The organism is Tessaracoccus lapidicaptus (genome assembly GCF_001693815.1).
GTDB lineage: Bacteria > Actinomycetota > Actinomycetes > Propionibacteriales > Propionibacteriaceae > Arachnia > Arachnia lapidicapta.
Genome location: NZ_MBQD01000003.1, coordinates 74620 through 97907, shown reverse-complemented (window position 1 = coordinate 97907; position 23288 = coordinate 74620). Strand labels below are relative to the sequence as shown.

General features: G+C 71.4%; 22 protein-coding genes and 1 tRNA gene. 5 read left to right on the top strand and 18 right to left on the bottom strand.

Features of this window, described 5'->3' with window-relative positions; all coding sequences use genetic code 11:
• Positions 1-83: 83 nt before the first annotated feature.
• Positions 84-1718, top strand: a complete 1635-nt coding sequence (gene argS, locus BCR15_RS01685) for an arginine--tRNA ligase (RefSeq protein WP_068749793.1) — start codon at positions 84-86, stop codon at positions 1716-1718.
• Between the two features lie 22 nt (positions 1719-1740).
• Here argS and ppgK read toward each other — a convergent pair whose 3' ends face one another.
• The 4 genes from ppgK to BCR15_RS14535 are packed head-to-tail and all read right to left on the bottom strand — an operon-like array spanning position 1741 to position 5160.
• Entirely contained in the window at positions 1741-2577 is an 837-nt protein-coding gene (gene ppgK / locus BCR15_RS01680; RefSeq protein WP_078920036.1) for a polyphosphate--glucose phosphotransferase, read from the bottom strand.
• 50 nt (positions 2578-2627) lie between these two features.
• Positions 2628-4010 carry a PH domain-containing protein gene (locus tag BCR15_RS01675; protein ID WP_068749791.1) on the bottom strand — a complete coding sequence of 461 codons (1383 nt, stop codon included), beginning with the start codon at positions 4008-4010 and terminating at the stop codon, positions 2628-2630.
• A complete protein-coding gene (locus BCR15_RS01670) occupies positions 4010-4501 on the bottom strand; it encodes a PH domain-containing protein (RefSeq protein ID WP_068749784.1) in 492 nt (163 codons plus the stop codon). The genes BCR15_RS01675 and BCR15_RS01670 overlap by 1 nt, the downstream gene beginning before the upstream one ends.
• Positions 4498-5160: a DUF1707 SHOCT-like domain-containing protein gene (locus BCR15_RS14535; RefSeq protein ID WP_068749782.1), complete on the bottom strand. Its 663-nt coding sequence runs from the start codon at positions 5158-5160 to the stop codon at positions 4498-4500. The genes BCR15_RS01670 and BCR15_RS14535 overlap by 4 nt, the downstream gene beginning before the upstream one ends.
• A gap of 67 nt (positions 5161-5227) precedes the next feature.
• Between BCR15_RS14535 and BCR15_RS01660 the strand changes: the two genes are divergently transcribed.
• Positions 5228-6355, top strand: coding sequence for a 6-phosphofructokinase (locus tag BCR15_RS01660; protein WP_068749780.1), 1128 nt, complete (start codon positions 5228-5230; stop codon positions 6353-6355).
• A 75-nt stretch (positions 6356-6430) separates the two neighbouring features.
• Here BCR15_RS01660 and BCR15_RS01655 read toward each other — a convergent pair whose 3' ends face one another.
• Complete coding sequence (locus BCR15_RS01655) at positions 6431-9172, bottom strand: FAD-binding and (Fe-S)-binding domain-containing protein (RefSeq protein ID WP_068749779.1); 2742 nt, start codon at positions 9170-9172, stop codon at positions 6431-6433.
• Between the two features lie 85 nt (positions 9173-9257).
• On the opposite strand from BCR15_RS01655, the gene BCR15_RS01650 reads away from it, so the two are divergent.
• A tRNA-Gly gene (locus BCR15_RS01650) sits at positions 9258-9328 on the top strand.
• Between the two features lie 48 nt (positions 9329-9376).
• On the opposite strand, the gene BCR15_RS01645 is transcribed toward BCR15_RS01650, so the two are convergent.
• Entirely contained in the window at positions 9377-10321 is a 945-nt protein-coding gene (locus BCR15_RS01645) for a DUF368 domain-containing protein (RefSeq protein ID WP_068749777.1), read from the bottom strand.
• Positions 10322-10438: 117 nt separating this feature from the next.
• Here BCR15_RS01645 and BCR15_RS01640 point away from each other — a divergent pair, with 117 nt between their 5' ends.
• Positions 10439-11497, top strand: a complete 1059-nt coding sequence (locus BCR15_RS01640; protein ID WP_068749776.1) for a GNAT family N-acetyltransferase — start codon at positions 10439-10441, stop codon at positions 11495-11497.
• On the opposite strand, the gene BCR15_RS01635 is transcribed toward BCR15_RS01640, so the two are convergent.
• The 8 genes from BCR15_RS01635 to BCR15_RS01600 all read right to left on the bottom strand — a co-directional run bounded on the left by BCR15_RS01635 (position 11494) and on the right by BCR15_RS01600 (position 18038).
• The gene (locus BCR15_RS01635; RefSeq protein ID WP_068749775.1) at positions 11494-12720 is read right to left on the bottom strand and encodes a glucose-1-phosphate adenylyltransferase family protein; all 1227 of its coding nucleotides are present in this window, start codon (positions 12718-12720) and stop codon (positions 11494-11496) included. The two genes, BCR15_RS01640 and BCR15_RS01635, sit on opposite strands and share 4 nt — an antisense overlap.
• Positions 12721-12730: 10 nt before the next feature.
• Entirely contained in the window at positions 12731-13285 is a 555-nt protein-coding gene (locus BCR15_RS01630) for a dihydrofolate reductase family protein (RefSeq protein ID WP_068749774.1), read from the bottom strand.
• 11 nt (positions 13286-13296) lie between these two features.
• Positions 13297-13959: an HAD family hydrolase gene (locus BCR15_RS01625; RefSeq protein WP_068749770.1), complete on the bottom strand. Its 663-nt coding sequence runs from the start codon at positions 13957-13959 to the stop codon at positions 13297-13299.
• 190 nt (positions 13960-14149) lie between these two features.
• Positions 14150-14995, bottom strand: coding sequence for a MetQ/NlpA family ABC transporter substrate-binding protein (locus BCR15_RS01620; protein ID WP_068749769.1), 846 nt, complete (start codon positions 14993-14995; stop codon positions 14150-14152).
• 91 nt (positions 14996-15086) lie between these two features.
• A complete protein-coding gene (locus BCR15_RS01615; RefSeq protein WP_068749768.1) occupies positions 15087-15767 on the bottom strand; it encodes a methionine ABC transporter permease in 681 nt (226 codons plus the stop codon).
• Positions 15764-16783 (bottom strand): methionine ABC transporter ATP-binding protein, encoded by a 1020-nt coding sequence (locus BCR15_RS01610; RefSeq protein WP_068749767.1) that lies wholly within the window; start codon positions 16781-16783, stop codon positions 15764-15766. The genes BCR15_RS01615 and BCR15_RS01610 overlap by 4 nt, the downstream gene beginning before the upstream one ends.
• A gap of 105 nt (positions 16784-16888) precedes the next feature.
• Positions 16889-17443, bottom strand: coding sequence for a type II toxin-antitoxin system PemK/MazF family toxin (locus tag BCR15_RS01605; protein ID WP_068749765.1), 555 nt, complete (start codon positions 17441-17443; stop codon positions 16889-16891).
• 19 nt (positions 17444-17462) lie between these two features.
• Positions 17463-18038, bottom strand: a complete 576-nt coding sequence (locus BCR15_RS01600; RefSeq protein ID WP_068749763.1) for a hypothetical protein — start codon at positions 18036-18038, stop codon at positions 17463-17465.
• A gap of 64 nt (positions 18039-18102) precedes the next feature.
• On the opposite strand from BCR15_RS01600, the gene BCR15_RS01595 reads away from it, so the two are divergent.
• Entirely contained in the window at positions 18103-18696 is a 594-nt protein-coding gene (locus BCR15_RS01595; protein ID WP_078920041.1) for a class I SAM-dependent methyltransferase, read from the top strand.
• A gap of 4 nt (positions 18697-18700) precedes the next feature.
• Here the strand turns inward: BCR15_RS01595 and BCR15_RS01590 are convergent, their stop codons facing one another.
• From BCR15_RS01590 to scpC, 4 genes are all read right to left on the bottom strand, one after another.
• Positions 18701-19687, bottom strand: a complete 987-nt coding sequence (locus tag BCR15_RS01590; RefSeq protein WP_068749762.1) for an ATP-dependent DNA ligase — start codon at positions 19685-19687, stop codon at positions 18701-18703.
• A gap of 28 nt (positions 19688-19715) precedes the next feature.
• Positions 19716-20888: a M20 metallopeptidase family protein gene (locus tag BCR15_RS01585; RefSeq protein ID WP_068749761.1), complete on the bottom strand. Its 1173-nt coding sequence runs from the start codon at positions 20886-20888 to the stop codon at positions 19716-19718.
• Positions 20889-20901: 13 nt separating this feature from the next.
• Entirely contained in the window at positions 20902-21495 is a 594-nt protein-coding gene (locus BCR15_RS01580) for a MarC family protein (RefSeq protein WP_068749760.1), read from the bottom strand.
• A 106-nt stretch (positions 21496-21601) separates the two neighbouring features.
• Positions 21602-23116: a succinyl-CoA:acetate CoA-transferase ScpC gene (gene scpC, locus BCR15_RS01575; RefSeq protein ID WP_068749758.1), complete on the bottom strand. Its 1515-nt coding sequence runs from the start codon at positions 23114-23116 to the stop codon at positions 21602-21604.
• Between the last annotated feature and the right edge of the window lie 172 nt (positions 23117-23288).

The following is a 23288-nucleotide window of genomic DNA, read 5'->3' as shown; positions in this document are numbered from 1 at the left end:
ACCGCGTGTCAGGCTCGACCGCCACCGGTCCGGGAGGGCGCTCGGCTTGGGCGGAGTCCGACGACGGTGCGAGAATGGCGCCCATGCAATCCCTCCCTGCGCTCCTTGACGCCCGGCTGCGTGCCGTCACCGGCGTCGACCCCGAGATGCGCCCCGCCACCAAGCCCCAGTTCGGTCACTTCCAGTCGAACGTCGCGCTGCGCCTGGCCAAGCAGGAGGGGCGCCCGCCCCGCGAGGTCGCCGCCGACATCGTCGCCCGCCTCGACGTCGATGACCTGTGTGAGCCGCTCGAGATCGCCGGCCCCGGGTTCATCAACTTCCGCATGCGCTCAGAGGTGCTGGCCGACGCCGCCACCGCGCTCCTCGAGGATCCGCACGGCGGCCTCAACCCCGTCGCGTATCCGCAGCGGGTGGTCATCGACTACTCGGCGCCCAACGTGGCCAAGCAGATGCACGTCGGCCACCTGCGCACCACGATCATCGGCGACTGCTTCCACCGCGTGCTCGCCGCCCTCGGCCACACCGTCATCCCGCAGAACCACATCGGCGACTGGGGCACCCAGTTCGGGATGCTGATCGAGGAGGTCCTCGACGAGGGGATCGACGCGGGGTCGCTGACGCTCGACGAGGCCGACGCGCTGTACAAGCGCGCGGCTGCCCGCTTCCGCGAGGACGAGGAGTTCGCCACGCGCGCCCGCGCCCGCGTCTCCGCGTTCCAGGGCGGTGACGAGGAGTCGCTCGCCATCTGGCGCCAGCTCGTCGAGATCTCCAAGCCCGCGTTCAACGAGGCCTACCGCCGCCTCGGGGTCCTCCTCACCGACGACGACCTCGCCGGCGAGTCCACCTACAACGACGACCTTCCCGTGCTGGTGCGGGAGCTGGAGGAGTCCGGTGTCGCGGTCGTCGACGACGGCGCCCTATGCGTGTTCGTCGACGGCTTCGAGGCCCCGCTCATCGTCCGCAAGACCGACGGCGGCTACGGCTACGCGACGACCGACCTGGCCGCGATCCGCCGCCGCGTGCGTGACCTCCACGCCGACCGGATCATCTACGTCACCGACGCCCGGCAGGCCGGGCACTTCGCGCAGGTGTTCGCGGCCGCCCGGAAGGCCGGCTTCCTGCCCGGGCACGTCACCGCGCAGCACGTCGGATACGGCATGGTGCTCGGCCGCGACGGCAAGCCCTTCAAGACCCGCGACGGCTCGGCCGCCACCCTGGGCTCGCTGCTCGACGCGGCCGAGGAGGTGGCCGCCCCGAACATCGCGCTGGCGGCGATCAAGTACGCCGACCTCTCCAACGGCCTGCAGAAGGACTACACCTTCGACGCCGAGCGCATGGTCCAGACCACCGGCGACACCGGCCCCTACCTCCAGTACGCGCACGCGCGGGTCACGCAGATCCTGCGCAAGGCAGCGGCCGAGAACATCTCCTGGGGCTCCGTGACCGTGCTCGAGGAGCCCGCGGAACAGCAGCTCGCCCTGCTGCTCAGCGGCTTCGGCGACGTCGTCGACGAGGTGGCGCATTCGCTGCAGCCCCACAAGCTGTGCCACTACCTGTATGACCTCGCCGGAGCGCTGGCGTCGTTCTACGAGGCGTGCCCGGTGCTGAAGTCTGAGGGGGACGTCCGCGCCTCACGGCTGGCGCTGTGCGCCGCGACGCAGCAGGTGCTGGCCAGGGGTCTGGGTCTGTTGGGGATCGACGCGCCCGAGCGTATGTGAGAGAGCTCCTCGTCTGATCAGGTCACTCGTCGGCGTCGGTCTCCGCGACATCGGCCGGGTTCGCGTCGGCCACGGCCGGGATCATCGACAGCACGTCGGGGTTGTCGACGGCGTCCTTCGCGGCCAGCGCCGCTCCGATGATGCCGGCGCGGTTGCGCAGCTTCGCGGGGACCATGGGCGTCTTGAGCTTGAGCAGGTGTCCCCACTTGTCCCAGTCCTTCGACACGCCGCCGCCGGTGACGAACAGGTCCGGGGAGAACAGCATCTCGACGTGGCTGTAGTAGGGCTGGAGGCGCTCGGTGGCCCACTCCTCGTAGCTGATGCCCTCCTTGTCCTTGATCGACGACGCCGCGCGCTTCTCCGCGTCGAAGCCGTCGAGTTCCAGATGGCCGAGCTCGGCGTTGGGAATGAGCACGCCGCGGTAGATGATCGCCGAGCCGATGCCGGTGCCCAGCGTCGTGAGGATGACCAGACCCGGGTGGTCCTTGGCGGCGCCGAAGTGCACCTCGGCGAGGCCCGCGGCGTCCGCGTCGTTGACGAGCACCACCTTGCGGCCCAGCTTCTCCTCGAAGTACTCGTCGGCCTTGAAGCCGTTCCACTTCTCGTCCAGGTTGGCCATGAACGGCACCTTGCCGTGCAGGACGGGGGCGGGAATAGTGAGGCCCACGGGGTTGTCGCCGATGACGCCGGCGAACTGGTCGATGATCTCGCCGACCACCGCCGCGACGTTCTTCGGCGTCGACTTGGCCGGCGTCGGGATGCGGAGGCGGTCGCCAGCGAAGTCACCGATCGCCAGGTCCACCGGCGCGCCCTTGATGCCGGACCCGCCGACGTCGATACCCAGGAAGATGCTGCTCATGGCCCGTAGCGTAGCGGTAGCACCCCCGGCGCCGGAGAGCGCGGTCAGGATCAGGCGACGGCGGCGCGGGCCGCGCGCCCGCGTTCCAGTTGATCTTCGAACACGCGCCGCGCGATCCCGGCGTCGAGGTGGTACAGCCGCAGCGACACCGGACCGTCGGTGGTGTGCACCGCGACCGTCGCGAGCCGCAGCCTCCGCTGCAGGGGCCCCTGGTGCACCGACAGCGACTGCATCCGGCGGTGCGGGACGATCGTCAGGCGGTGCTCAATGAGGCCATGGTGCGCCACGACGACGTCGTCGCCGACGCCCCACGTGTGCTGCTCGAACGCCAGCGGCGTCAGCCAGCGCGCGCGGTCGGGCTGCGGCACCGGCTGCACCCGGGTGAGGTCCAGCTCCGGCCAGATCGCCCGCAGCACCGTGAGGACGTCGGCCCACGTGCCGAACGGGAGCACGACGGAGTTGGCGGCGCCGTTGCTCTCGTCGCCGGACTCCGCGAAGCCCAACACCGTGACGGTGACGCGGTAGAGGCCCGTGATGCGCTGCAGGAGGTCCTGCTGCACGGCCACGCCCTGGATGCGGTCGGGGCGGAGGCCCTGCGCGGTGGTGGAGCCGAATCCGCGGGAGATGCGCAGCGTGTCGCCGCGGCGCGTCATGCGGAACCCCCAGTTGCGGCCGACGTTGGACCACGCCCAGCCCCCGAACGCCAGGAGCGCGCCGAGGGAGGTGATCGAGCCCCCGCCCCAGATGGACGCCGCCAGCAGCGCGCCGGCGACGAGCAGCGCGGCCGCGGCCGGGCTCGAGACGGCGGTGCCCAGCAGGAGGGTGGCGGGCGTGACGGCGTGGACGAGCACCTCGGGCGGCTCGGCCTGGTCCAGGGGAGGGGTGCCGGCCGGTGCCGTGTCACCTGGGGCGGTCGCCGGGCCGGGGGGCAGCGCACGGGCACGGGCCATCCGCGCGAGGAGGTGTTCCCGCAGCGCCTCCGCCCGGGTCCTGGTGAGGAACGCGAGGTTGAGTCCGCCGGCGCCGCCGACGTCGATGTGGACCTTCGCCAACCCGAGCAGCCGGGCGACGAGTGGCTGGGCGATCTCCACCGCCTGCACCTTGGTGTAGTCGACTTTGGACGACGACCTCCAGATGAAGCTCCGCTCGACCCGGAATTCGGCGTCGTCCACGATGAACGCCGTGGTCCGCCAGGCGAACAGTCCGTAGATGCCGGCCAGCAGCACGGCCGCGGCGGCGAGGATCCCGAAGACCACCGCCTGGCCGCTGAGGTCCTTGAGGCCGCCGTCGCCCAACTCCTGGACGAAGAACACGACGACCGCCGCCAGGGCGATGCCGCCGTGCGCCACGCCGGTGAGCGGGCTCGGGTGCTCGACCACCTGACGGGCGGGCACGACAGCCGGGGCCGACGGGTCGGCCGGGGAGAGGCTCATCAGATGCCGGCCTGCTGGGTCTCGCCGCGGGCGATCAGCCGGTCGCGCAGCGCGGCCGCGTCCGCCTGGGCGAGGCCGGGGATGGTGACGCCGCCCTGCGTCGACGACGTGATCATCTCCACCGTGGCCAGCCCGAAGGCCCGCTCGAGCGGCCCGGACTGCAGCTGTACGAGTTGCATGCGCCCGTAGGGCACGCACACCAGCCGCCGGTGGAACAGGCCGCTGGTGAGGTAGACGTCGGTGTCGCGCTCGGCGTAGCCCCACCGTCGGAACGCCCGGGGCGCCCGGATCAGCCGCCAGGCGAGCAGCGCGGCCCACACCGCGACCACGGCCCAGCCCAACGCCGGCGGCCCCACCAGGAACGCGGCGACGGCGGGGCCGACGAACAGCGCGGTCCAGCCGAGTGGGATGAGGAGGAGCTTCATGCGCAGGTAGTTCGGGGAGAGCCGCTGCCAGGCCGTGCCCGGGGGCGCGAAGAGGTCCTCGGTCACCGGATGAACCGCTCGTAGCGGCGGCGGTCCATCGCCGGGCCGACCACCTTCAGCTCGCCCATGATGAGCGTGCCCACCAGCGTGAGCCGGATGCCGTCGGGGCGGGGCAGGAGGCCCGTCACCTTCGACTCGGCCATGATGAGGCTCACTCCGGACAGGTTGACGTCCACACCCTCGGGGACCCGGATCTTGACGTCGCACAGTCCGCCGCCGACGTGGATGGTGGTGTCGCGGCGTTCGAAGGCGGCGCCGATGAGGTCGAGGCGGGTCTCGCCCAGCCACGTGTTCAGCGTGACCTCACCGGCGACCACGCCGATGCGTCCGGGGTTGAACGTCGACAGCAGCGCGTTGCCGCCCGTGAACGCGCCGGGCGTGACGGGCAGGCCGCTGCGCGGGGGAGCGGCCGGCATGGGCGGGTAGCCGGGGGTGGGGGCACTCAGCGGCTGCGGGGCGGGGCGGGGCGGGTCGACGACGACGAGATCCGTCGTCAGCGCGGTGAGGTCACCGAAGGTCTTGGCGTCGTAGGCGCGTGCGATGCGCTCCGCGTGCTCGTCGAACGTGAGCCGACCGTCCGCGTAGGCGTTGTTGAGCAGCGTCGCCACGACCTCGCGGTCCTGGTCCGCGCACCGCAGGACGTCGAGGCGGTTCGGTTCGGGCATGTGGTCCAGTCTATGGGCGGGCGGGCCAGTCCTCGCTAGGGTGTGGGTGGACGAGGAGGTTCAGACAATGGGCGCGAAGAAGCGGGTCGGCATCCTGACGGCCGGCGGTGATTCCCCGGGGCTCAACGCGGCGATCCGCGGGTTCGGGAAGGCCGCCATCGGCACGCACGGCATGGAGCTCATCGGATTCCGCGACGGCATCCGGGGCCTGGCGGAGGACCGCTGGCAGGAACTCGACGGCACGGCGCTGTCGGGCATCCTGACGGTCGGCGGGACGGTGCTGGGTACGTCGCGGGACAAGGCTCACAAGATGGTCGTCGACGGCGAGGTCCGCGACATGGTGCCGACCATCGTCGAGAACTGCGAGAGGAACAAGCTCGACGCGCTGGTGTGCATCGGCGGCGGCGGGACGGCCAAGAACGCCAACCGGCTGCGCGAGGCGGGCCTCAACGTCATCCACCTGCCGAAGACCATCGACAACGACATCGCGCACACCGACACGAGCTTCGGGTTCTCCACGGCGCTCGGTATCGCCACCGAGGCGATCGACCGGCTGCACTCGACGGCGCACTCGCACCACCGCGTCATCATCGCCGAGATCATGGGGCACAAGGCCGGCTGGCTGGCGCTCGGGTCCGGCATCGCGGGCGGGGCGGACATCATCCTCATCCCGGAGATCCCGTACGACGTCGAGTCGATCGCGGAGTCGATCAAGAAGCGCGCCGCGTCCGGCCGCAACTTCTCGGTCATCGCCATCGCCGAAGGGGCCCGCGACGTCGCGGACAGCGCGGACCTGCAGGCGGCGATCGCGCTGGTGAAGTCGGCGTCGACGCCGGAGGCGAAGGCCGCGGCCAAGCAGCACAAGGCGTCGGTGGAGGCGGGCCACCGCGACAACGCGTTCAAGGTGGCGACCGAGCTGGAGGCGGCGACCGGGCTCGAGTCGCGCGTGACGATCCTCGGCTACGTGCAGCGCGGCGGCACCCCCGACGCCAACGACCGGCTGCTCGGCACGCTCCTCGGCACCGCCGGGGCGGACCTGGTCGCGGAGGGTCACTTCGGCGTTACCGTGGCGTCCCAGGCCGGCGAGGCGGTGCCCGTGCCCCTGGAGGACGTGGCCGGCAACCTCAAGACCGTCCCCGTCGACCATCCGTGGATCGCGGCGGCCCGGCACGTGGGCACCGGCTTCGGCGACTGACCTGCATAGTTCTCGCTCCAGGGCTTCTCCTGTGCATATGCACGCAGGAAGCTCTCCAGCGAGAAAAGTGCCGGGCTATCTGGTGGCCTCAGCCAGCAACTCGAGGATGTGCACGTAGGTGCGGCCGGTCGCCCGCGACATCGCGATCTCGCACGTCCGGTTGAGCGACGCGTAGGCGAAGAATCCCGTGCGGACCTCGGCGGCCTCGTCGCGGGTGGCGGCCTCCGTGAGCTCCGGGTGCAGGAGGCCGCGGTCGCCGGCGAAGCCGCAGCAGGCCCACGACGGCGGCACGGTGACCTCGTCGGCGATGAAGTGCGCGATGGCCAGGAGGTCGTCGTTGACGTCGAGGCGGGTCGAGGCGCAGGTGGGATGGAGGACGAGCGACGGCAGCGAGCGTCTCACCTCAAGGCGCGGCACCAGCTCACGGGCGGCGAAGGTCACGACGTCCAGCACCTCCGGGCCCCAGCCGTCGGTCATCGTGGTGAGGCCGGCGGTGCAGCTGGCGGCATCGACGACGACGGTCGTGTCCTCGCGGCGGCCGAGAACCTCCCGCACCTTGGCCTGCATCGTCTGGTAACCCTCGGTCAGGCCCTTGGCCCGCCAGGGCGAGCCGCAGCACAGGTCTTCGGCGTCGAGGAGAGCCACTGGCACCTGCGCCCGGTTGCACAGCTCGTTGAAGGCCGCGAAGACGCCCTGACCTGACGGCCCGAACATCGACTGCAGACAGGACGGGAAGTAGGCGGCGACGGCGGGGCGGGAGCGGTTGCGCCGCCGGGGGCGGCGCCGCAGGCCGGAGCCGGGCGGGAGGGTCGCGTCGTAGCCGGGGACGGCCTCGGCGCCGAGGGTGCGCCGGCCCAGCCGGGTCGCGACCGTCGCGAGCGGCACGCTGGACTTGGCCATCGTCAGGGCGGCCGACCCCATGCGAGTGGCCAGCCCCCATGCCTTCGCGGCCCTGTTCCAGGCCGCGGTCTCGACACCGCCGGCCCGCTCCTGCCGCTGCCTGCGGACCAGGTCGCCGGTGTTGATGCCGAGGGGGCAGGCGACCTCGCACATGCCGTCGACGGCGCACGTCTCCAGGACGGCGTAGTCGTAGTCGGCCTCGACTTGGGCGACGAGCTCGGCGTCGTCGCGGCGGGCGCTGAGCTCTCGTTGCAGCACGATGCGCTGGCGGGGGGTGAGCGTGAGGTCCCGCGAGGGGCACACCGGCTCGCAGAAGCCGCACTCGATGCACGCGTCCACCTCGGGTTCGATGGTCGGCATCAGCTTGAGGTGCTTGAGATGGGCGTCGGGGTCGTCGGAGATGATGACGCCCGGGTTGAGGACGCCGTGGGGGTCGAACAGGTGCTTGATCTCGCGCATCACCTCGTAGAGCTCGTCGCCGTACTGCTCGCGCAGGAAGGGCGCCATGGCCCGCCCGGTGCCGTGTTCGGCCTTGAGGACGCCGTGGTGCCGCAGCGTGAGGCGGACGAGCTTGCGCGTGAACTTGCGGTAGCGCAGCAGCCCGACGGGGTCGTCGAAGCGTTCGCTGAGCAGGATATGGATGTTGCCGTCGCGGGCGTGGGCGAACATGGGCGCCTCGGGGTAGCCCGAGTTGTCGAGCAGGGTGACGAGGTCGCGGCAGGCGGCGGCGAAGTGCTCCGGCGGGACGCAGACGTCCTCGAGGAGCGTCGTGGAGCCCGAGGCGCGCGCCCCGGCAACCAGCGCGTACAGGCCGCGGCGCAGCTCGACCAGCGCGTTGCGCTCGCGTACCTCCGTGGTGAGCTCGACGCGGGCCAGCGCCGGGATGGACCGCAGTTCGGCGCCCGCCGCCTCGAGCCGCTCGGCCAGCGTGACCGCGTTGACCTCGTGGAGCTCGACCAGCAGCGCCGCCTCGGTGGTCAGCGGTGCCTCGCGGAGGATGGTGGGGGCGTCGGGCTGGGCCCGTGCGACGCGCAGGGACGCGGCGTCCATGAGCTCGATGGCCTCGAAGCCGTGCTCGATGAGGGACGGCACGGCGGCGGTGGCGTCGTCGAGGCTCGGGAACAGCGCCAGCGCGGCGGCGCTGTGCCGGGCGAGCGGGACTGTGCGGAACGTGGCCTCCGCGACGAAGCCCAGCGTGCCCTCGGATCCGATGAGCAGGTGTCGGATGATATCCACGGGGCGGTGGAACTCGAGCAGCGCGTTGAGCCCGTAGCCCATGGTGTTCTTGACGCTGTAGAGGCGGTTGATGTCGGCGATCGCCGCGGGGTTGGTCCGCAGCCGCCTCCGGAGCATGTGCAGCCCGCCGACCAGCGGCGTCTCCTCGAGGCGCAGCGTGATGTCGGCGGAGGGATCTGCGGTGTCGACGACCCGCCCGCTCGGCAGGACGAACACCATCGACTCGAGCGTCTGGTAGCTGTTCTGCTCGACGCCCGACAGCATGCCGCTGGAGTTGTTGGCGACGATGCCGCCGATGGTGCAGGCGACGTCGCTCGTGGGGTCCGGGCCCAGCCGCCGGCCGTAGCGGGCCAGCCGGGTGTTGACCGCGCGGAGCGTCGCCCCGGCGCCGGCCCGGACGCGGGCGCCGTCGTCGAGCACCTCGATGTCGCGGAAGTGGCGGCGGACGTCGACCAGGAGGTCGGAGCTGATCGACTGCCCGCAGAGGCTCGTGCCGCCGCCCCGGAAGGTGATGCGACGGCGGGTGCGGGCCGCCTCGACCATGAGCGACGCCACCTCGTCGACGCTCGACGGCGTGGCGACCCCCGACGGCGTCAGCAAGAACGGCGAGGCGTCGTGGGACATCGCGAGGCGGGTGATGGCACGGTCGTCGACGGTGACGTCGCCGAGGGTGCTGCTCACGCCGCCAGCCTACTCAGAAGCTGTTCGGTGTGGCGCCGGCCGTGTTCCGGGTCGGCGGAAAACCCTGCTAACCTAGGGGCCACGCGCGGGCGTAGCTCAATGGTAGAGCGCTAGCTTCCCAAGCTTGATACGCGGGTTCGATTCCCGTCGCCCGCTCGACGCGCGCCCCGGCGACCCCGCCGGGGCGCGCTCGTTCCCGGACGGTCAGCTCGGAGCGATCGTCTTGGCGGACTCCTCGATCTCGTGGCGCTTGTCGCTCACGTTGTCCTCCACCTTGCTGAACAGGTAGGAGGCGATCGCGCCCACCACCAGCATCGCGACGGCGAACAGCACCGCGACCGGCAGCGTCAGCCCGCTGGCGGTCAGGCCGGCGTCGGTGAAGGCCGGGAACACGACGGTGGGGAAGATCGCCAGCGACGAGCCGACCACCATGCCGAGGATCAGGTGGTACATGGCGCCGTAGTAGCGGTCGAACAGCCATGCCGCACCTCTCGCGAGCAGGAGCACGCACACCACGACGCCCACGGCGAGCGGGATGATGACCCCGAGGTCACCGTCCTTGATGCCGCCGGCCATCTTGTCGTAGAGGCCGAAGTAGATGAGGAAGTTCGACGGCGACATGCCCGGCACGATGACGCCGAGGCCGATGAGGGCCCCGGACCCGAACCAGACCGGGATGCTCGGTGTCACCTGCACCAGCATCTGCCCTCCGGCGAGCATGAGGAGGAAGATGGCCGCCGCGGCCACGCCGAGGATGACGAGATGCCGCGAGGTGCGCCCATGACGCCCCGCCTGACGGTAGAGCGAGGGGAACGTGCCGATGACGAAGCCGATGAACAGGCACGTGAACTGGGCCGCGTAGGAGTCGAACGCCGCCTTGACCAGGACGGAGAACGCGAAGATGCCGATCGCCATGCCGAGCGCGATGGGGATGAAGAAGGCGACGTTGCGCCAGAACCGCTTCCGCATGTCGGCCAGGAACCGGATCATCGGGTCGTACAGGCCGAAGATGACGGCCAGGACACCGCCGGAGAGCCCGGGCAGGATCGCCCCGACGCCCACCGCGACACCCTTCAACAGCCGCCCGATCCATGAGCGGAGGCTCTCGGGGCGGTCGATGACCGAATCGTGCAGGGCGGGTGCGGCCATGGGCTCTCATTTCTCGAAGGCGTCAGCCCCTCCACACTACGGCACCGCACCGGCCGGGCCGATATGCCGCGGGCCTGGGACTGTCCGCCCGGCACCGGCGCCCGTTAGGCTCGCCCGGTGCTCACCATCACGCCCCTGAGCCCGCCGGACTCGCCCGAGGAGCCGCGCTGGCTCGAGTTCTGCGGCCTCGTCAACGCCAACGAACGTGAACTCAGCGGCGGACCGCACTGGGACGTCGACCCGCTCGAGCTGTTCACCACCCAGCGGGCCGACGCCGACACGCGCCGGCTGCGCTACCTCGCCCACGTCGGAGACGTCCCAGCCGGCTACCTGGTCGCCGAGACCGACCTCGTCGACGCCCCCGACAGCGTCACCGTGGCCGTGTTCGTGCACCCCGGGTTCCGCGGGCGAGGTGTCGCCGAGGCGTTGGTGGCGCGACTGCGCGCGGAGCTCCCCGAGGATGTGCGCCGGGTCCGGGCCTGGGTGGAGACCCCCGTGACCGACGGCGCGGCCCTGCGCCCGCCGTCGGGCCACGGCGCCATCGATGAGCGGCACCCAGGAGTCCGGCTCGCGCTGCGGCACGGACTGTCGCTCGGGATGGTGGAGCGCGTCAGCCGCTACGACTTCGCCGCCCCCGGCGTTGACCCCGACACCGCGTTGGCCGAGGCCGGCGCCGTCGCAGGCGAGGACTACGAGGTGCGGACCTGGGAGGGCGAGTCGCCCGACGACCTGCTGGCGGGCGTGGCGGTGCTGCGGGAGCGGATGGCCGTGGACCAGCCGTTGGGTGCGCTGGAGGTCGTCGAGACGCGATGGGACGCGGACCGGGTGCGGGAACGCGAACGCGTCCTGCTGCTCGGCAACCGCCTGTTCCACGCCGTGGTGCTGCATCGGCCGACGGGGGAGGTCGTTGCGCTCAGCGATCTGGCGCTGTCGCGGGCCAACCCCGCGGCGTTCGTCGACCAGATGGACACCATCGTGCTCCCCGGCCACCGCGGGCGTCGGCTCGGGATGCTCGTCAAGGCGGCCAACCTGATCCAGGTCCGCCGCCTCGCTCCGTCGGCCGCGGGCATCGTGACTTGGAATGCGGCCGAGAACCGCTACATGCTCGCGGTCAACGAGGCGCTGGGCTTCGTCCCGATGCTCACCAGCGGCGGCTTCGAGGCGACTCTGGGCTAGTCCCGGCCGCCCCCGGCAGGCTCGACCCGGTCGCCGCGCCGCAGCTTACGGCGCCCCCGCACGTGGGCTCCCATGCCCACCAGCACGAGATCCTCGGTCGACACCTCTCCTGCCAGGTCCTCACCGACCTCAGCGCCCTTGCCGACGACGGCGCTCTCGTCGACGACGGCGAAGCGGACCTGGGCCTCCTCCCGGATCTCGACGTCGGCCAGGACGACGGCGTGCTCCACGACCGCGCCCGCGGCGACGGTGACGCCTGGACCCAGCACCGAGTCGCGGACGGTGCCGTCGATGACGCAGCCGGGGGACACCAGCGAGTTCTCGATGACCGCTCCGCGGCGCACGCGCGCCGGGAGGCGCTGGTGGTCCCGGGTGAAGATCGGCCACGTGCGGTCGTCGAGCTGCAGCTCGGGGCGTTCCTCGAGCAGATCCATGTGGGCGGCGAAGTACGTCTCGGGGCGGCCGAGGTCGCGCCAGTACCCGCCGAGGCGGAAGTCGTGGACCGACCCGTCCTCGACCAGCCTCGGCACGAGATGCTCCCCGAAGTCACCGAGGTTCGTCGAGCTGCCTGAGCCGAGTTCACGCGCCAGGCTCTCGAGCGTCCCCAGGAGAGCCGCGGTGCGGTACGCGAACACCTCCGTGGTGACGATGTCAGACGGCGGGTCCTCCGGCTTGTGGGCGAACCCGGTCACCCGGCCGTCGTCGTCGACGACGACGACCCCGTGGTGCGGGGCCTGGCCGATGGGGACCCGGGTGGAGACGATCGTGAGGTCGGCCTCGCGGTCCAGGTGCGCGGCCACCACCTCGGAGAAGTCGAGCCGGTACACGTGGTCGGCGCTGAGGACGAGCACGACGTCGGGGTCGAGCTCGCGGATGTGATCGCGGGTCTGGTGGATGGCGTCGGCGTTGCCCTCGTGCCAGCCCGCCTCCTCCTCGAGGTCGCGGCGCTGTTCGGGGGTGATGAACCGCAGCCCGCCGTGCGTGCGGTCGAGGTCCCACGGCCGTCCCCCCGCCACGACGTCCACCACGGTCTGGACCTCGTACTGCGCGACGATCCAGACGTCGTCGATGCCGCTGTTGCGCAGGTTGCTCAGCGGGAGGTCGATCAGCCGGTAGACGCCCGCGAACGGCAGGGCGGGCTTGGCCCGCCGGTCGGTGAGGACCTCCATGCGGCCGCCCTCGCCGCCCGCCATGACGAGCGCGAGCACCCTTGGCCGCGACATCTCAGGCCTCCTACTTCTCGACCCGGTAGACGAGCCGCGCGAACTGGCCGACGGCGGCGGCCGACACCAGGCGCAGCCGGTCCGACTCCACCCGCCGCGGAAGCAGCGGCGCGCCCCCCGTGAGCGCCACCGGCGCCACGGACAGCGCGATCTCGTCGAGCGCCCCCGCGTCGAGGAACTGCCCGGCCAGGTCACCGCCGCCGACGACCCAGATGTCGCCGTCGCCGGCCGCCTCCCGGATGGCCGGCAACGCGTCGACCACGGGCCCGGAGACGAATCGGACGTCCGCGCCGGCGGGGACGGGGAGGTCGCGGCTCGTGAAGACGAAGGTGGGGCGGTCGCCGTGGAACTCGCTCCACTTCTCGGGGTGCGCCAGGATGTCTGACTCGGCCAGCACCCACTCGTACGTGGTGGACCCCTCCACCATGACGGTGATCCCGGAGGGGAACAGGCCCTCATCCGGGTGCTCGCCCCCGTCGACGGCGAAGAGCCAGGCGAGGGAGTTGTTCTCGTCGGCGATGTAGCCGTTCAGGCTGGTGGCGGTGTCGAAGACGATGCGTCCCATACCCGCCGAGACTACCCGCGGACCAGGCCCACCACGTCGGACGCGTGCGTGACGACGACCTCGGCGCCCGCCTCCCGCAGCTCCTCCTCGGTCGCCGCGCCGGTGGTGATGCCCAGGGCCCGCATGCCGGCGGCCAGGGCCATGGCGACGTCCGAGACGGCGTCGCCGACGTACCAGGTGTCGCCGGCGGTCGCACCGAGCCGGTCGAGCCCCAGGAGGGCCGACTCCGGATCGGGCTTGCCGCGGGTCACGTCGTCGGTGGTGATGAGGACGTCGATGAATTCGCGCAGCTCCGTGATGGTCAGCAGGTGCTCGGCCTGCGGACCACCCTTGGCCGTGACCACCCCGATGGCGAAGCCGGCGTCGCGAAGGTCCCGCAGCATCCCCCGCACCCCGGGCAGGACGAGGTCCGGACCTGCGGCGTTCACCGCCTCGTGCAGCGCCGCGCGGTACTCCGCGATGATCGCCCGCATCCGGGACTGGCCGTCGCCGGAGAACTCGTGCAACTCGTGCATCGCGTCCTCGATGGGGCGGCCGATCAGCGGGTACACGTCCTTCGGTTCGCAGGCGATGCCGTGGGCGACCAGGGTGTCGCTGATGTGCTGCGCGATGAGCGGCACGGTGTCGGCCAGGGTGCCGTCGAGGTCGAACAGGACTGCGCGGGGAGTGCTCACGCGCCCAGCCTACGGCGTCAGCACACGAGGGCGGTGGGTCGCTGGGGCGTCTGGACGCCCTGGTTGCGGCACACCCCGATGCCGCGTTCGGCCAGGCCGGCCGTGGCCGCCCTGTCCCGGCGGCGGGAATGCCCCGGGGCACGACAAAGGGCCGCCGCGGTCACCCGCGACGGCCCTCGCCAGCGACGGATCAGGCGTTGCCCGGGATCACGTCACCCGACGGCCAGGTCTCGGCGATGAAGTCGGCGACCTCCTGCGAGTGCAGGAGTTCCTCGAGCTTCTGGACGCCCGGGTTGTCGTCACCGGTGCGCCACACGAGCATGTTGGCGTAGGGGTTGCCCTCGACCTCCTCGGACTCGATGGCCTCGCTCGGGTCGAGCCCGGCGGTGAGGATGAAGTTGGCGTTGATGACGGCCGCGTCGACGGCGGGGTCAGACAGCTGCTGCACGACCACCTCTGGCTGCGTCTCCTCGAACTTGAGACCCTTCGGGTTCTCGGCGTCCGTGAGCGTCAAAACGGTCGCGCCGTCCGGCACGTCGGTCAGGAGGCCGGCCTTCTCCAGCAGCTTGAGGCCGCGGTACTGGTTCGACACGTCGTTGGTGATGACGATGGTCGCGCCGTCGGGAATGGCGTCGATCGAGTCGTGCTTGTCCGAGAACACCTTGAGCGGCTCGATGTGCACGCCCTCGCCGGCGGTGAACTCGTAGCCCTTCTCCTCGATCTGGCTCTCGAGGTAGGGCTGGTGCTGGAAGTAGTTCGCGTCGAGCTCCTCTGAGGCGAGGGCCTCGTTGGGCAGCACGTAGTCGTCGAACTCGCGGATCTCGATCTCGAGCCCGGCCTCCTCGGCCAGGTTGTCGCGGACGAACTCCAGGATCTTGGCGTGGGGGACCGGGCTGGCGCCGACGACGAGGCTGGTGACCTCGCCCGCGGAGGCGGAACCGGCGGGTGCGCTGCTGTCGTCAGGCTCTGCGGAGCCGCACGCGGACAGAGCGAGGGTGGCTGCCAACGAGGCAGCGACGGCGGTGAGAACTCGCATCAGGAGGATTCCTTACTGCTCGGGGCCAACAACAAGTTGGCCGATTTCTGCTGTGCCCGCTGACGCGGGCGACCCACGAGACGTGGGGGGACTATCGGTGGTCGACGCGCCGGGAGACGGTGTCGCCGAGCCATTGGACGCCCTGCACCATGATGACGATGAGGATCACCGTGACGACCATGACGTCGGGCTGGTAGCGCTGGAAGCCGTAGTTGTACGCGAGCCGGCCCAGGCCGCCGCCGCCCACGAGGCCCGCCATCGCCGAGTAGCCGATGATCGTGACCACGGTCGTCGTGACCCCGGCGACGAGCCCAGGCATGGCTTCAGGGATGAGCACCTTGGTGATGGACTGCATCTTCGTCGACCCCATGGCGTGCGCGGCGTCCAGCTTGCCCGGATGGACCTCGCGCAGAGCGGTCTCCACGAGGCGGGCGAAGAAGGGGATGGCGGCGATGGCCAGCGACACCGACGCGGCGATGGGCCCCAGGGCCGTACCGACGATCCAGCGGGTGACGGGGATGAGCGCCAGCATGAGGATGGCGTAGGGGATGGAGCGGGTGATGTTGACCACGATGCTCGACAAGACGACGTTCAGCCAGCGGTTCTCGCCCAGCGCGCCCTTCTGCGTGACATAGAGGACCACGCCGAGTGGCAGCCCGATGGCGACGGTCGCGAGGCTGGAGATGCCGACCATGAGCAGCGTCTCCCAGATGGCGGGGAGGACGGCCTTCTGCAGCGCCGGATTGTTGAACCAGGTGTCGAGGAGGATCACGGGACCAGCCCTTCGACGGCGGCGGGCGTGACGGTGGTGAGCTTCGCGTCGGCGCCCTGGCTGCGCAGTACGTCGATGACGCGCTGGGGGTCGGTGCCCGGCGGTACCGAGATCCGCAGGTGAGAGAACGTGGTGCCGGCGAGATGCTCGACGCTGCCCGCCACGATGTTGAGTTCGGCGCCCACCTCGTGAGAGGTGTGGGCGACGACCGGCATGGCAGCCCGCTCGCCCGAGGACAGGACGTCGACGAGCGTGCCGCCCACCGCATCCAGCGGGGCGTGCGGGGGGATGCCGAGCAGCGCCTCGGCGAGGCGGCTGTCGAGGCTGTTGACGACCTCGACCAGGGGGCCGGACTCGACGATGCGGCCGCCGTCGAGGAGGGACACCGAGTCGCAGATCTTCTTCACGACGTGCATCTCGTGCGTGATGACCAGCACCGCCAGGCCGTCGCGGCCCTTGAGGCTGAGGATGAGGTCCAGGATCTCGTCGGTGGTCTTCGGGTCGAGTGCCGACGTGGGCTCGTCGAACAGCAGCACGTCGGGCTCGGTGGCGAGCGCGCGGGCGATCCCCACCCGCTGCCGCATGCCGCCCGACAGCTGCGCCGGGTAGGCGGGACCGGAGTCCGGCAGACCGACGACCCGCAGCAGCTCGGCGACCTTCGCGTCGCGCTCGGCCTTCTTCATGCCGATGAGCTCCAGGGGGTAGCCGACGTTGTCCGCGATGGTGCGGGAGTCGAACAGGTTCGCCTGCTGGAAGACCAGGCCGATCCGGCGGCGCGCGGTGCGCAGCGCGTCGGCACGTGCGGCGGTGAGGTCCACTCCGTTGATCTCGACCTTGCCCGACGTCGGGTGGTCCAGGAGGGTCAGGCACCGCACGAGCGTGGACTTGCCGGCTCCCGAGTGACCGATGATGCCGTGGATGGATCCCGCGGGAACGGTGAGCGTCACGCCGTCCAGGGCGCGCACCTCGCGCCTGCCCTGTCGGTAGACCTTCGTGAGGTCGGTGACGGTGATCATGGGGCCCTCTCGTTCCTGCTGCTGCACTATTCAATCAGGGGAGGGCCCCGCGCCCCGAATCGGGTGGGGCGCTGTTCACCGCCGGCGCAACACCGGCAGGCATGCTCAGTAGTGGCGGCGGACCTCGCGCGCGACGGCGTCGAACGTCTCGCGGTCCAGTACCGCGCCCACGCGGCGCACCGCGTCCGGGTCGATGCGCACGATGCGGTTGACTCGCAGCTCGCTGGCGCGGCCCCGGTGGTCCCAGCCTCCGGTGCCGATGTCCATCCAGTAGCGGCCTGCCGCCGCCTCCTGCGCCTCGTCGACGTCGTGGTCCTGCGACGTCACCTGCAGGCCGAGCAGCCACGGCCCGTCGCGCCCGATGAGCAGCACCGGCCGGTCTTTGCCCTGCGTGGGATCGTCCTCGTAGGGCACCCACGTCCAGACGACCTCACCGGGATCGGGCCGCTCGTCCGCCAGGGGATGGTAGGTGATCGCCGGCGAGCCGCGGAAGTCTCCCGGGTAGTCGGCCGGCGTCGTGGGGGTGGGCCGCGGGGCCGGTCGCGGCGTGGTCCGGCGGCGTTTCGTCGGTGACGTCGGCCGGCTGGCGCGCTCCAGGGCACGCAGCGCGACCTCGCGCACGACCCTCAGGGCGCCGTCGAACAGGGGATTGCGAGCCATGTCGGCGAGCCTACGCGAGTCAGCGGAACCGAGGCAGGCGTCCGTACACGATGTAGTCGGGCCGCCGGTAAGGGGTGGGGGACACGGCGCGGACCTGCTCCCAGCGCCGGACGTAGACGCCGACCGGCCGCAGCAGGAGCAGGGCGCCGCCGACGAGGCTCAGCCCCGCGCCGACGAACGCCCAGTCCGTCAGCACGACCGCGAAGGCGCCGGCCAGGACGACCGCGACGCCCCCGCCCCAGCGCGTCCACCGCCAGCCGTTCCAGGCGTGGAACCCGACCACCCCGCACGCCCCCGCGGCCAGCACGAGTGCGGCAGCGAGTGCCCCCTCGGCCGTGAGCGACTGCCAGGTGCCTGGTTTCGGCGACACCCACTCGACGAGGCGCGCCGACGTCGGGTACGTGTCCGGGTGCGCGGCCGCCCACCAGTGCAGCGCGTAGGCCGCGGCCAACGCGGCCGCGGCCAGGTACTGCAGCAGCGCCGAGGCGACCACCGCCGCCGGGCGGCGCGGCTCCCCGGTCCGCGGGCTCAGGGGCACGTCGTCGCGCAGCTCCTCGATCGGGGGGAGCGTCGCGATCTCTGGCTGCTCGGACATCGCCCCCAGCGTAGCCCGCTGCCGGGCTGTTGCCCGCTCGAGCGGCCGGGCGGGATACTGAGCCATGACGCACGAGCATGACTGGGACAAGGTCTACCGCGACGCCGACCGCCTCTGGAGCGGGGAACCCAACCAGGCACTGGTGGCCGAGGTGACCCGGCTGCCCCGCGGCCGAGCGCTCGACGTCGGCTGCGGCGAGGGCGCGGACGCGCTGTGGCTGGCGTCCCACGGCTGGGAGGTCACGGCGCTCGACCCGTCGCTGGTGGCGCTGGAACGCGGTCAGCGCGCCGCCGAGGGCACCGGCCTCATCGTCGAGTGGGTGGCCGGCGAGATCGGTTCCCGCGAGCTGCCGCACGACGACTACCAGCTGGTGTCGGCGTTCTACGTGCCCCTGCTGAAGGACTCACCGGCCGTCGACGCGATGCTCGCGCTAGTCGCCGACGGCGGTCGGCTGCTGCTGGTCCACCACGCCGACTTCGAGCCGAAGCACGGCAACGTGGACCCGGCCACGCTGCTCATGCCGGACGACCTGGCGGCTCGCCTGGGGGAGGGGTGGACGATCGAGGTGCACGAGCGACGGCCACGCTCGGTCGCCGTCGGCGCCGGCGCCCACCACCTCGACGACCTCGTGCTGCTCGCCCGCCGCGACGCCGGGTGACCGCTCAGGGAGCCGTCGGCAGCAGGGCCGCCGCGGCCGCGTCGACCGGCGACACATCCGGCCGCAGCGCCCGCAGCACCGGCTGCCGCAGCGCCCCGTCAGGTGTGACCTCCAGGTAGCGCACCTGCACGCACAGCATGGGCTCCACCCACCGCGCCCGGCGCGCCATCGGGTCCGTGGGCGCGGGATCGAACGGGGGCGTCGGCCGCTCCGTGTCGCGCAGGACGGCCAGGAGCGTGTCCCGCTCGCCCCGGCCCAGGCCGGAACCGACCCGCCCCATCGGGTAGAGCACCGGCCGGGAGTCGAACGTCGCCTCGTCGGCAGGCTGGCCCACCCACAGCGCGCCGAGCGCGTGCAGGTTCCCCGACTCGGGCAGCCAGCCGCCGATGACGGCGACCAGCTCCGAGCGGTGGGGGGTCTTCACCCAGGCCTCGCTGCGGTGGCCGGGCAGGTAGGGCGAGTCACGCCGCTTGCTCATCACGCCCTCCAGGCCGGCTTCGCGGGTGAAGCGGGCGAGGGCGTCGCCGTCGTCGAAGGTCTCGGAGCGGCGCCACGCCGGCCGGTCGAGGTCGAGCCGCTCCAACAGCGCCCGGCGTTCGGTCCACGGCCGGGCGGTCACGTCCTGCCCGCCGACGCGCAGCACGTCGAACACGACGAACGTGACGGGACGCTCGGCGGCCCAGCGGGCGGCCCGCGCCGCGTCGCGCACGTGCATGCGCGGCATGATCGCGTGGAACGACGGCGTGCCGTCGGGTCCCAGGGCCACCACCTCACCGTCCACCACGAGCCCGTCGGGCAGCCCCGCCGCCCCGGCGGCGACCTCCGGGTAGGCCACCGTGATGTCGCCCTCGGTCCGATTGAGGAGCCGGATGCCGTCGGCCCGGGTCTCGGCGAGGGCGCGGATGCCGTCCCACTTGACCTCGTGCACCCAGCCGGGCCCCGACGGCGGGACCCCCGGGGTCCGCGACGGCGTGGCGAGCATGGGGCGCATGGCGTCCATCATGCCCGCGCGGCCGGGGTCAGGCGCCGATCTTGCGCAGCGCCAGCTCCGTGAACAGCCGGGCGCCGTCGGCCAGCACGCCGTCGTCGAAGCGGGCGTAGGCCGAATGGTTGAACGGGGCGGTCGCCGGATCGAGCTCCGGGGGGCACGCCGACAGCCCGATGAAGCAGCCCGGCGCCTCCAGCAGCAGGCGCGAGAAGTCCTCCGCGCCGGCCAGGGGCTTCTCCCAGCGCAGGTGCCGGTCGGCGCCGAACAGGTCGGTCACCGCCGCGGCGACCGCGTCCGCCTCCGCCGGGTCGTTGACGGTGACGGGGTACTGCTCGACGATCTCGGTCTCGCCGGTGACGCCGTGCGCGGCGGCGATGCCTGAGACCACCTCCGGGATCGTCGCGAGCAGCTTGGCGCGGACGTCGGTGTCGAAGGTGCGCAGCGTCGCCTCGAGCCGGCCGTCTTCGGGGATGACGTTGGCGATGGTGCCCGCCTGCAGCAGCCCGACGGTGACGACGACGGGGTTCTGCACGTCGAACCGCCGGGTCACCATGGTGTTGAGGGCGGTGGTGATCTCGGCCAGCGCCGGGACGGGGTCGGCGGCGGCGTGGGGTGTGGAGCCGTGGCCGCCGCGGCCGACGACGCGGACCTTGGCGACGTCGGAGCTGGCCATGACCGTGCCGGGCTTGGTGGAGAACGTGCCGTGGGGGTCCAGGGCCGCCCACACATGGATGGCGTAGACCCAGTCGGGCCGAGACCCGGCGACGTCGAGGAGGCCCTCCTCGAGCATGTACCGGGCGCCGTCGACCCCCTCCTCGCCGGGCTGGAACATGAAGACGACGTCGCCGGCCAGCCGGTCGCGCTGGGCGCAGAGCTCGTGTGCGGCCCCGACCAGCATCGCCATGTGCAGGTCGTGTCCGCAGGCGTGCATCGTGCCGGTGTCGGCGGCGTACTCGAGGTCGGTGCGCTCCTCGACGGGGAGCGCGTCCATGTCGGCTCGCAGGAGGACGACCGGACGCTTGCCCGCCGTCGGTACTCCGCCGCGCAGGACCCCGACCACGCTGGTGACCGTCTCGCCGAGGGTGATCTCCAGCGGGAGCCCGTCCAGCGCGTCGAGGATCATGGCCTGGGTCTTCGGTAGCTGGAGCCCCACCTCGGGGATCCGGTGGAGGGCGTGGCGCAGAGCGATGAGGTCCGGGGTCATGCACCCATTCATATCAGGCGAGGAAGAAGGCCTTCGCGCCCTCGAACGTCATCTGCACGGCCATGATCACCAGGATCATGCCCATGAGGCGTTCGACGGCGACGAGCGCGCGGGTGCCGACGACCCGCTGCAGGAAGCCGGAGAAGTACAGCGTGACCGCGGTGAGGGCCCACGCCGCGACCAGGCCGCCGAGGAACCAGGGCCAGTCCCCGGGATCCTGGCTGACGAGGACGACGATGACTGCGAGCAGCGACGGGCCGGCGATGTAGGGCACCGCCAACGGGACGATGAACGGCTCGTCGTGCGTCTGGGGCTCCGACAGGTTCCGCTCCGGTGTGGGGAACACCATGCGGATGGCGATGAGCAGCAGGATGACGCCGCCGGCCGCCTGCAGGGCGGCCCCGTCGATGTGGAGCAGGGTCAGCAGGCCCTGTCCGAGGAACAGGAACGTCACCATCACCGCCAGCGCGATGAGGCACTCCCGCAGAATCACCCACTGGCGACGCTCCGGCTTGGTGTTGCGCAGCGAGGTGAGGAACAGGGGCACGTTGCCGAGCGGGTCCATGACGAGCAGGAACGTGACGAACGACGACACGAGCAGCGTCATGGCAGGGGGACTCCTTGTCCGGGGGAGATGCGGGCGGGCGCTCCCATCCTGCCGCATGGCACGGGGCCCCGCCGCCGAAGCGACGGGGCCCCGCGGTGTGGGTGGGTCAGAGTGCCATGGTGCCGGTCTCGAGGAACCGGACGTGCCAGCCGAGCGCGGTGGCGAGGTCGTGCGGGGTGTGGTGCCCGTTGGCCTTCTTCTCGGCGAGCTTGACGTACTCGAGCAGCGGCTCACGGTAGTCCGGGTGCGCGCAGTTCTCGATCACCTTGATGGCGCGCTGGCGAGGCGCCAGCCCGCGCAGGTCCGCGAGGCCCTGCTCGGTGATGAGGACCTGCACGTCGTGCTCGGTGTGGTCGACGTGGTTGACCATCGGGACGATGCAGGAGATGGCCCCGCCCTTCGCCGTCGACGGGGTCACGAAGCACGACACCCACCCGTTGCGGGTGAAGTCGCCCGAGCCGCCGATGCCGTTCTGCATGCGCGAACCCATTACGTGGGTCGAGTTCACGTTGCCGTAGATGTCGGCCTCGATCATCCCGTTACAGGCGATGACACCCATGCGGCGGATAGCCTCGGGGTGGTTCGACACGTCCTGGGGACGCAGCACGATCTTGTTGCGGTAGTGCGCGGCGTTGTCGTTCATCTTCTCGGCCGCCGTCGGGCTCAGGGAGAACGCCGTGGCCGACGCGACCGTCAGCTTGCCCGAGTCCAGCAGGTCGACCATGCCGTCCTGGATGACCTCGGTGTAGGAGGTGAGGTTCTCGAAGGGACCCTCCAACAGGCCGGCGAGCACCGCGTTGGCGATGTTGCCGACGCCCGACTGCAGCGGCAGCAGGTTCTCCGGCAGGCGGCCGGCCTTGACCTCGTTGCCGAGGAAGTCGAGGAAGTAACCGGCGATGGCGCGCGAATCGTCGTCGAGGGCCTTGAACGGCGTGTTGCGGTCCGCCGAGTTGGTCTCGATGACCGCGACGACCTTGTCGGCGTCGACCTTCAGCACCTTGCCGCCGATGCGGTCGCCCGCGTTCTGGATCGGCAGGGGCACGCGGTTCGGGGGCAGCGCGCCGATGGGGTAGTAGATGTCGTGCATGCCGAAGAGGTCCTCGGACTGCCACGAGTTCACCTCGATGATGATCTTGTCCGCGTGGTCCAGGTACGTGCGGTTCATGCCCACCGACGAGGACGGGACGATGTCGCCGTCCTCGGTGATCGCGGTGGCCTCGACGACGGCCAGGTTGAGGTGGCCCAGGAAGCCCTGCGAGACCTGCGGCCCCATGTGGGACAGGTGGATGTCCTGGTAGTACGAGACGCCGGTGTTGATGGCGCTGCGCATTTCGGGGTCCGACTGGTAGGGCGCGCGGTAGGAGATGCCGCCGGTGCGGGCCAGGGCGCCGTCGAGCTCGGGGGCGGTCGACGCTCCGGTCCACACGCCGATGCGGAATTCCTCACCCTTGGCGTGGTGGGCGTCGATGATGGCGGCGAGTGCCTCCGGGAACACCTTCGGGTAGCCGGACCCGGTGAACCCCGAGAAGCCGACATTCCATCCGTTTTCGACGAGGGCGGCGGCGTCGTGGGCCGACATCACCTTCTGCTTGAACGCCTCGTTGCGGATGCGACCTGACATCTGTCCTCCTTGAGAGATTGCGGTGCGGTCCCACCCTAGCGGGAGGGGCGCACCGATTCCGCCGCCCGTTTGGCTCTCGGACGGCGGGACGGCAACACACGGACCAGCGGCGCTCAGGGGCCGCCGGGCCCCGTCGGCTGCTACGGGATCATCCTTGCATCCCTGTGGGGCA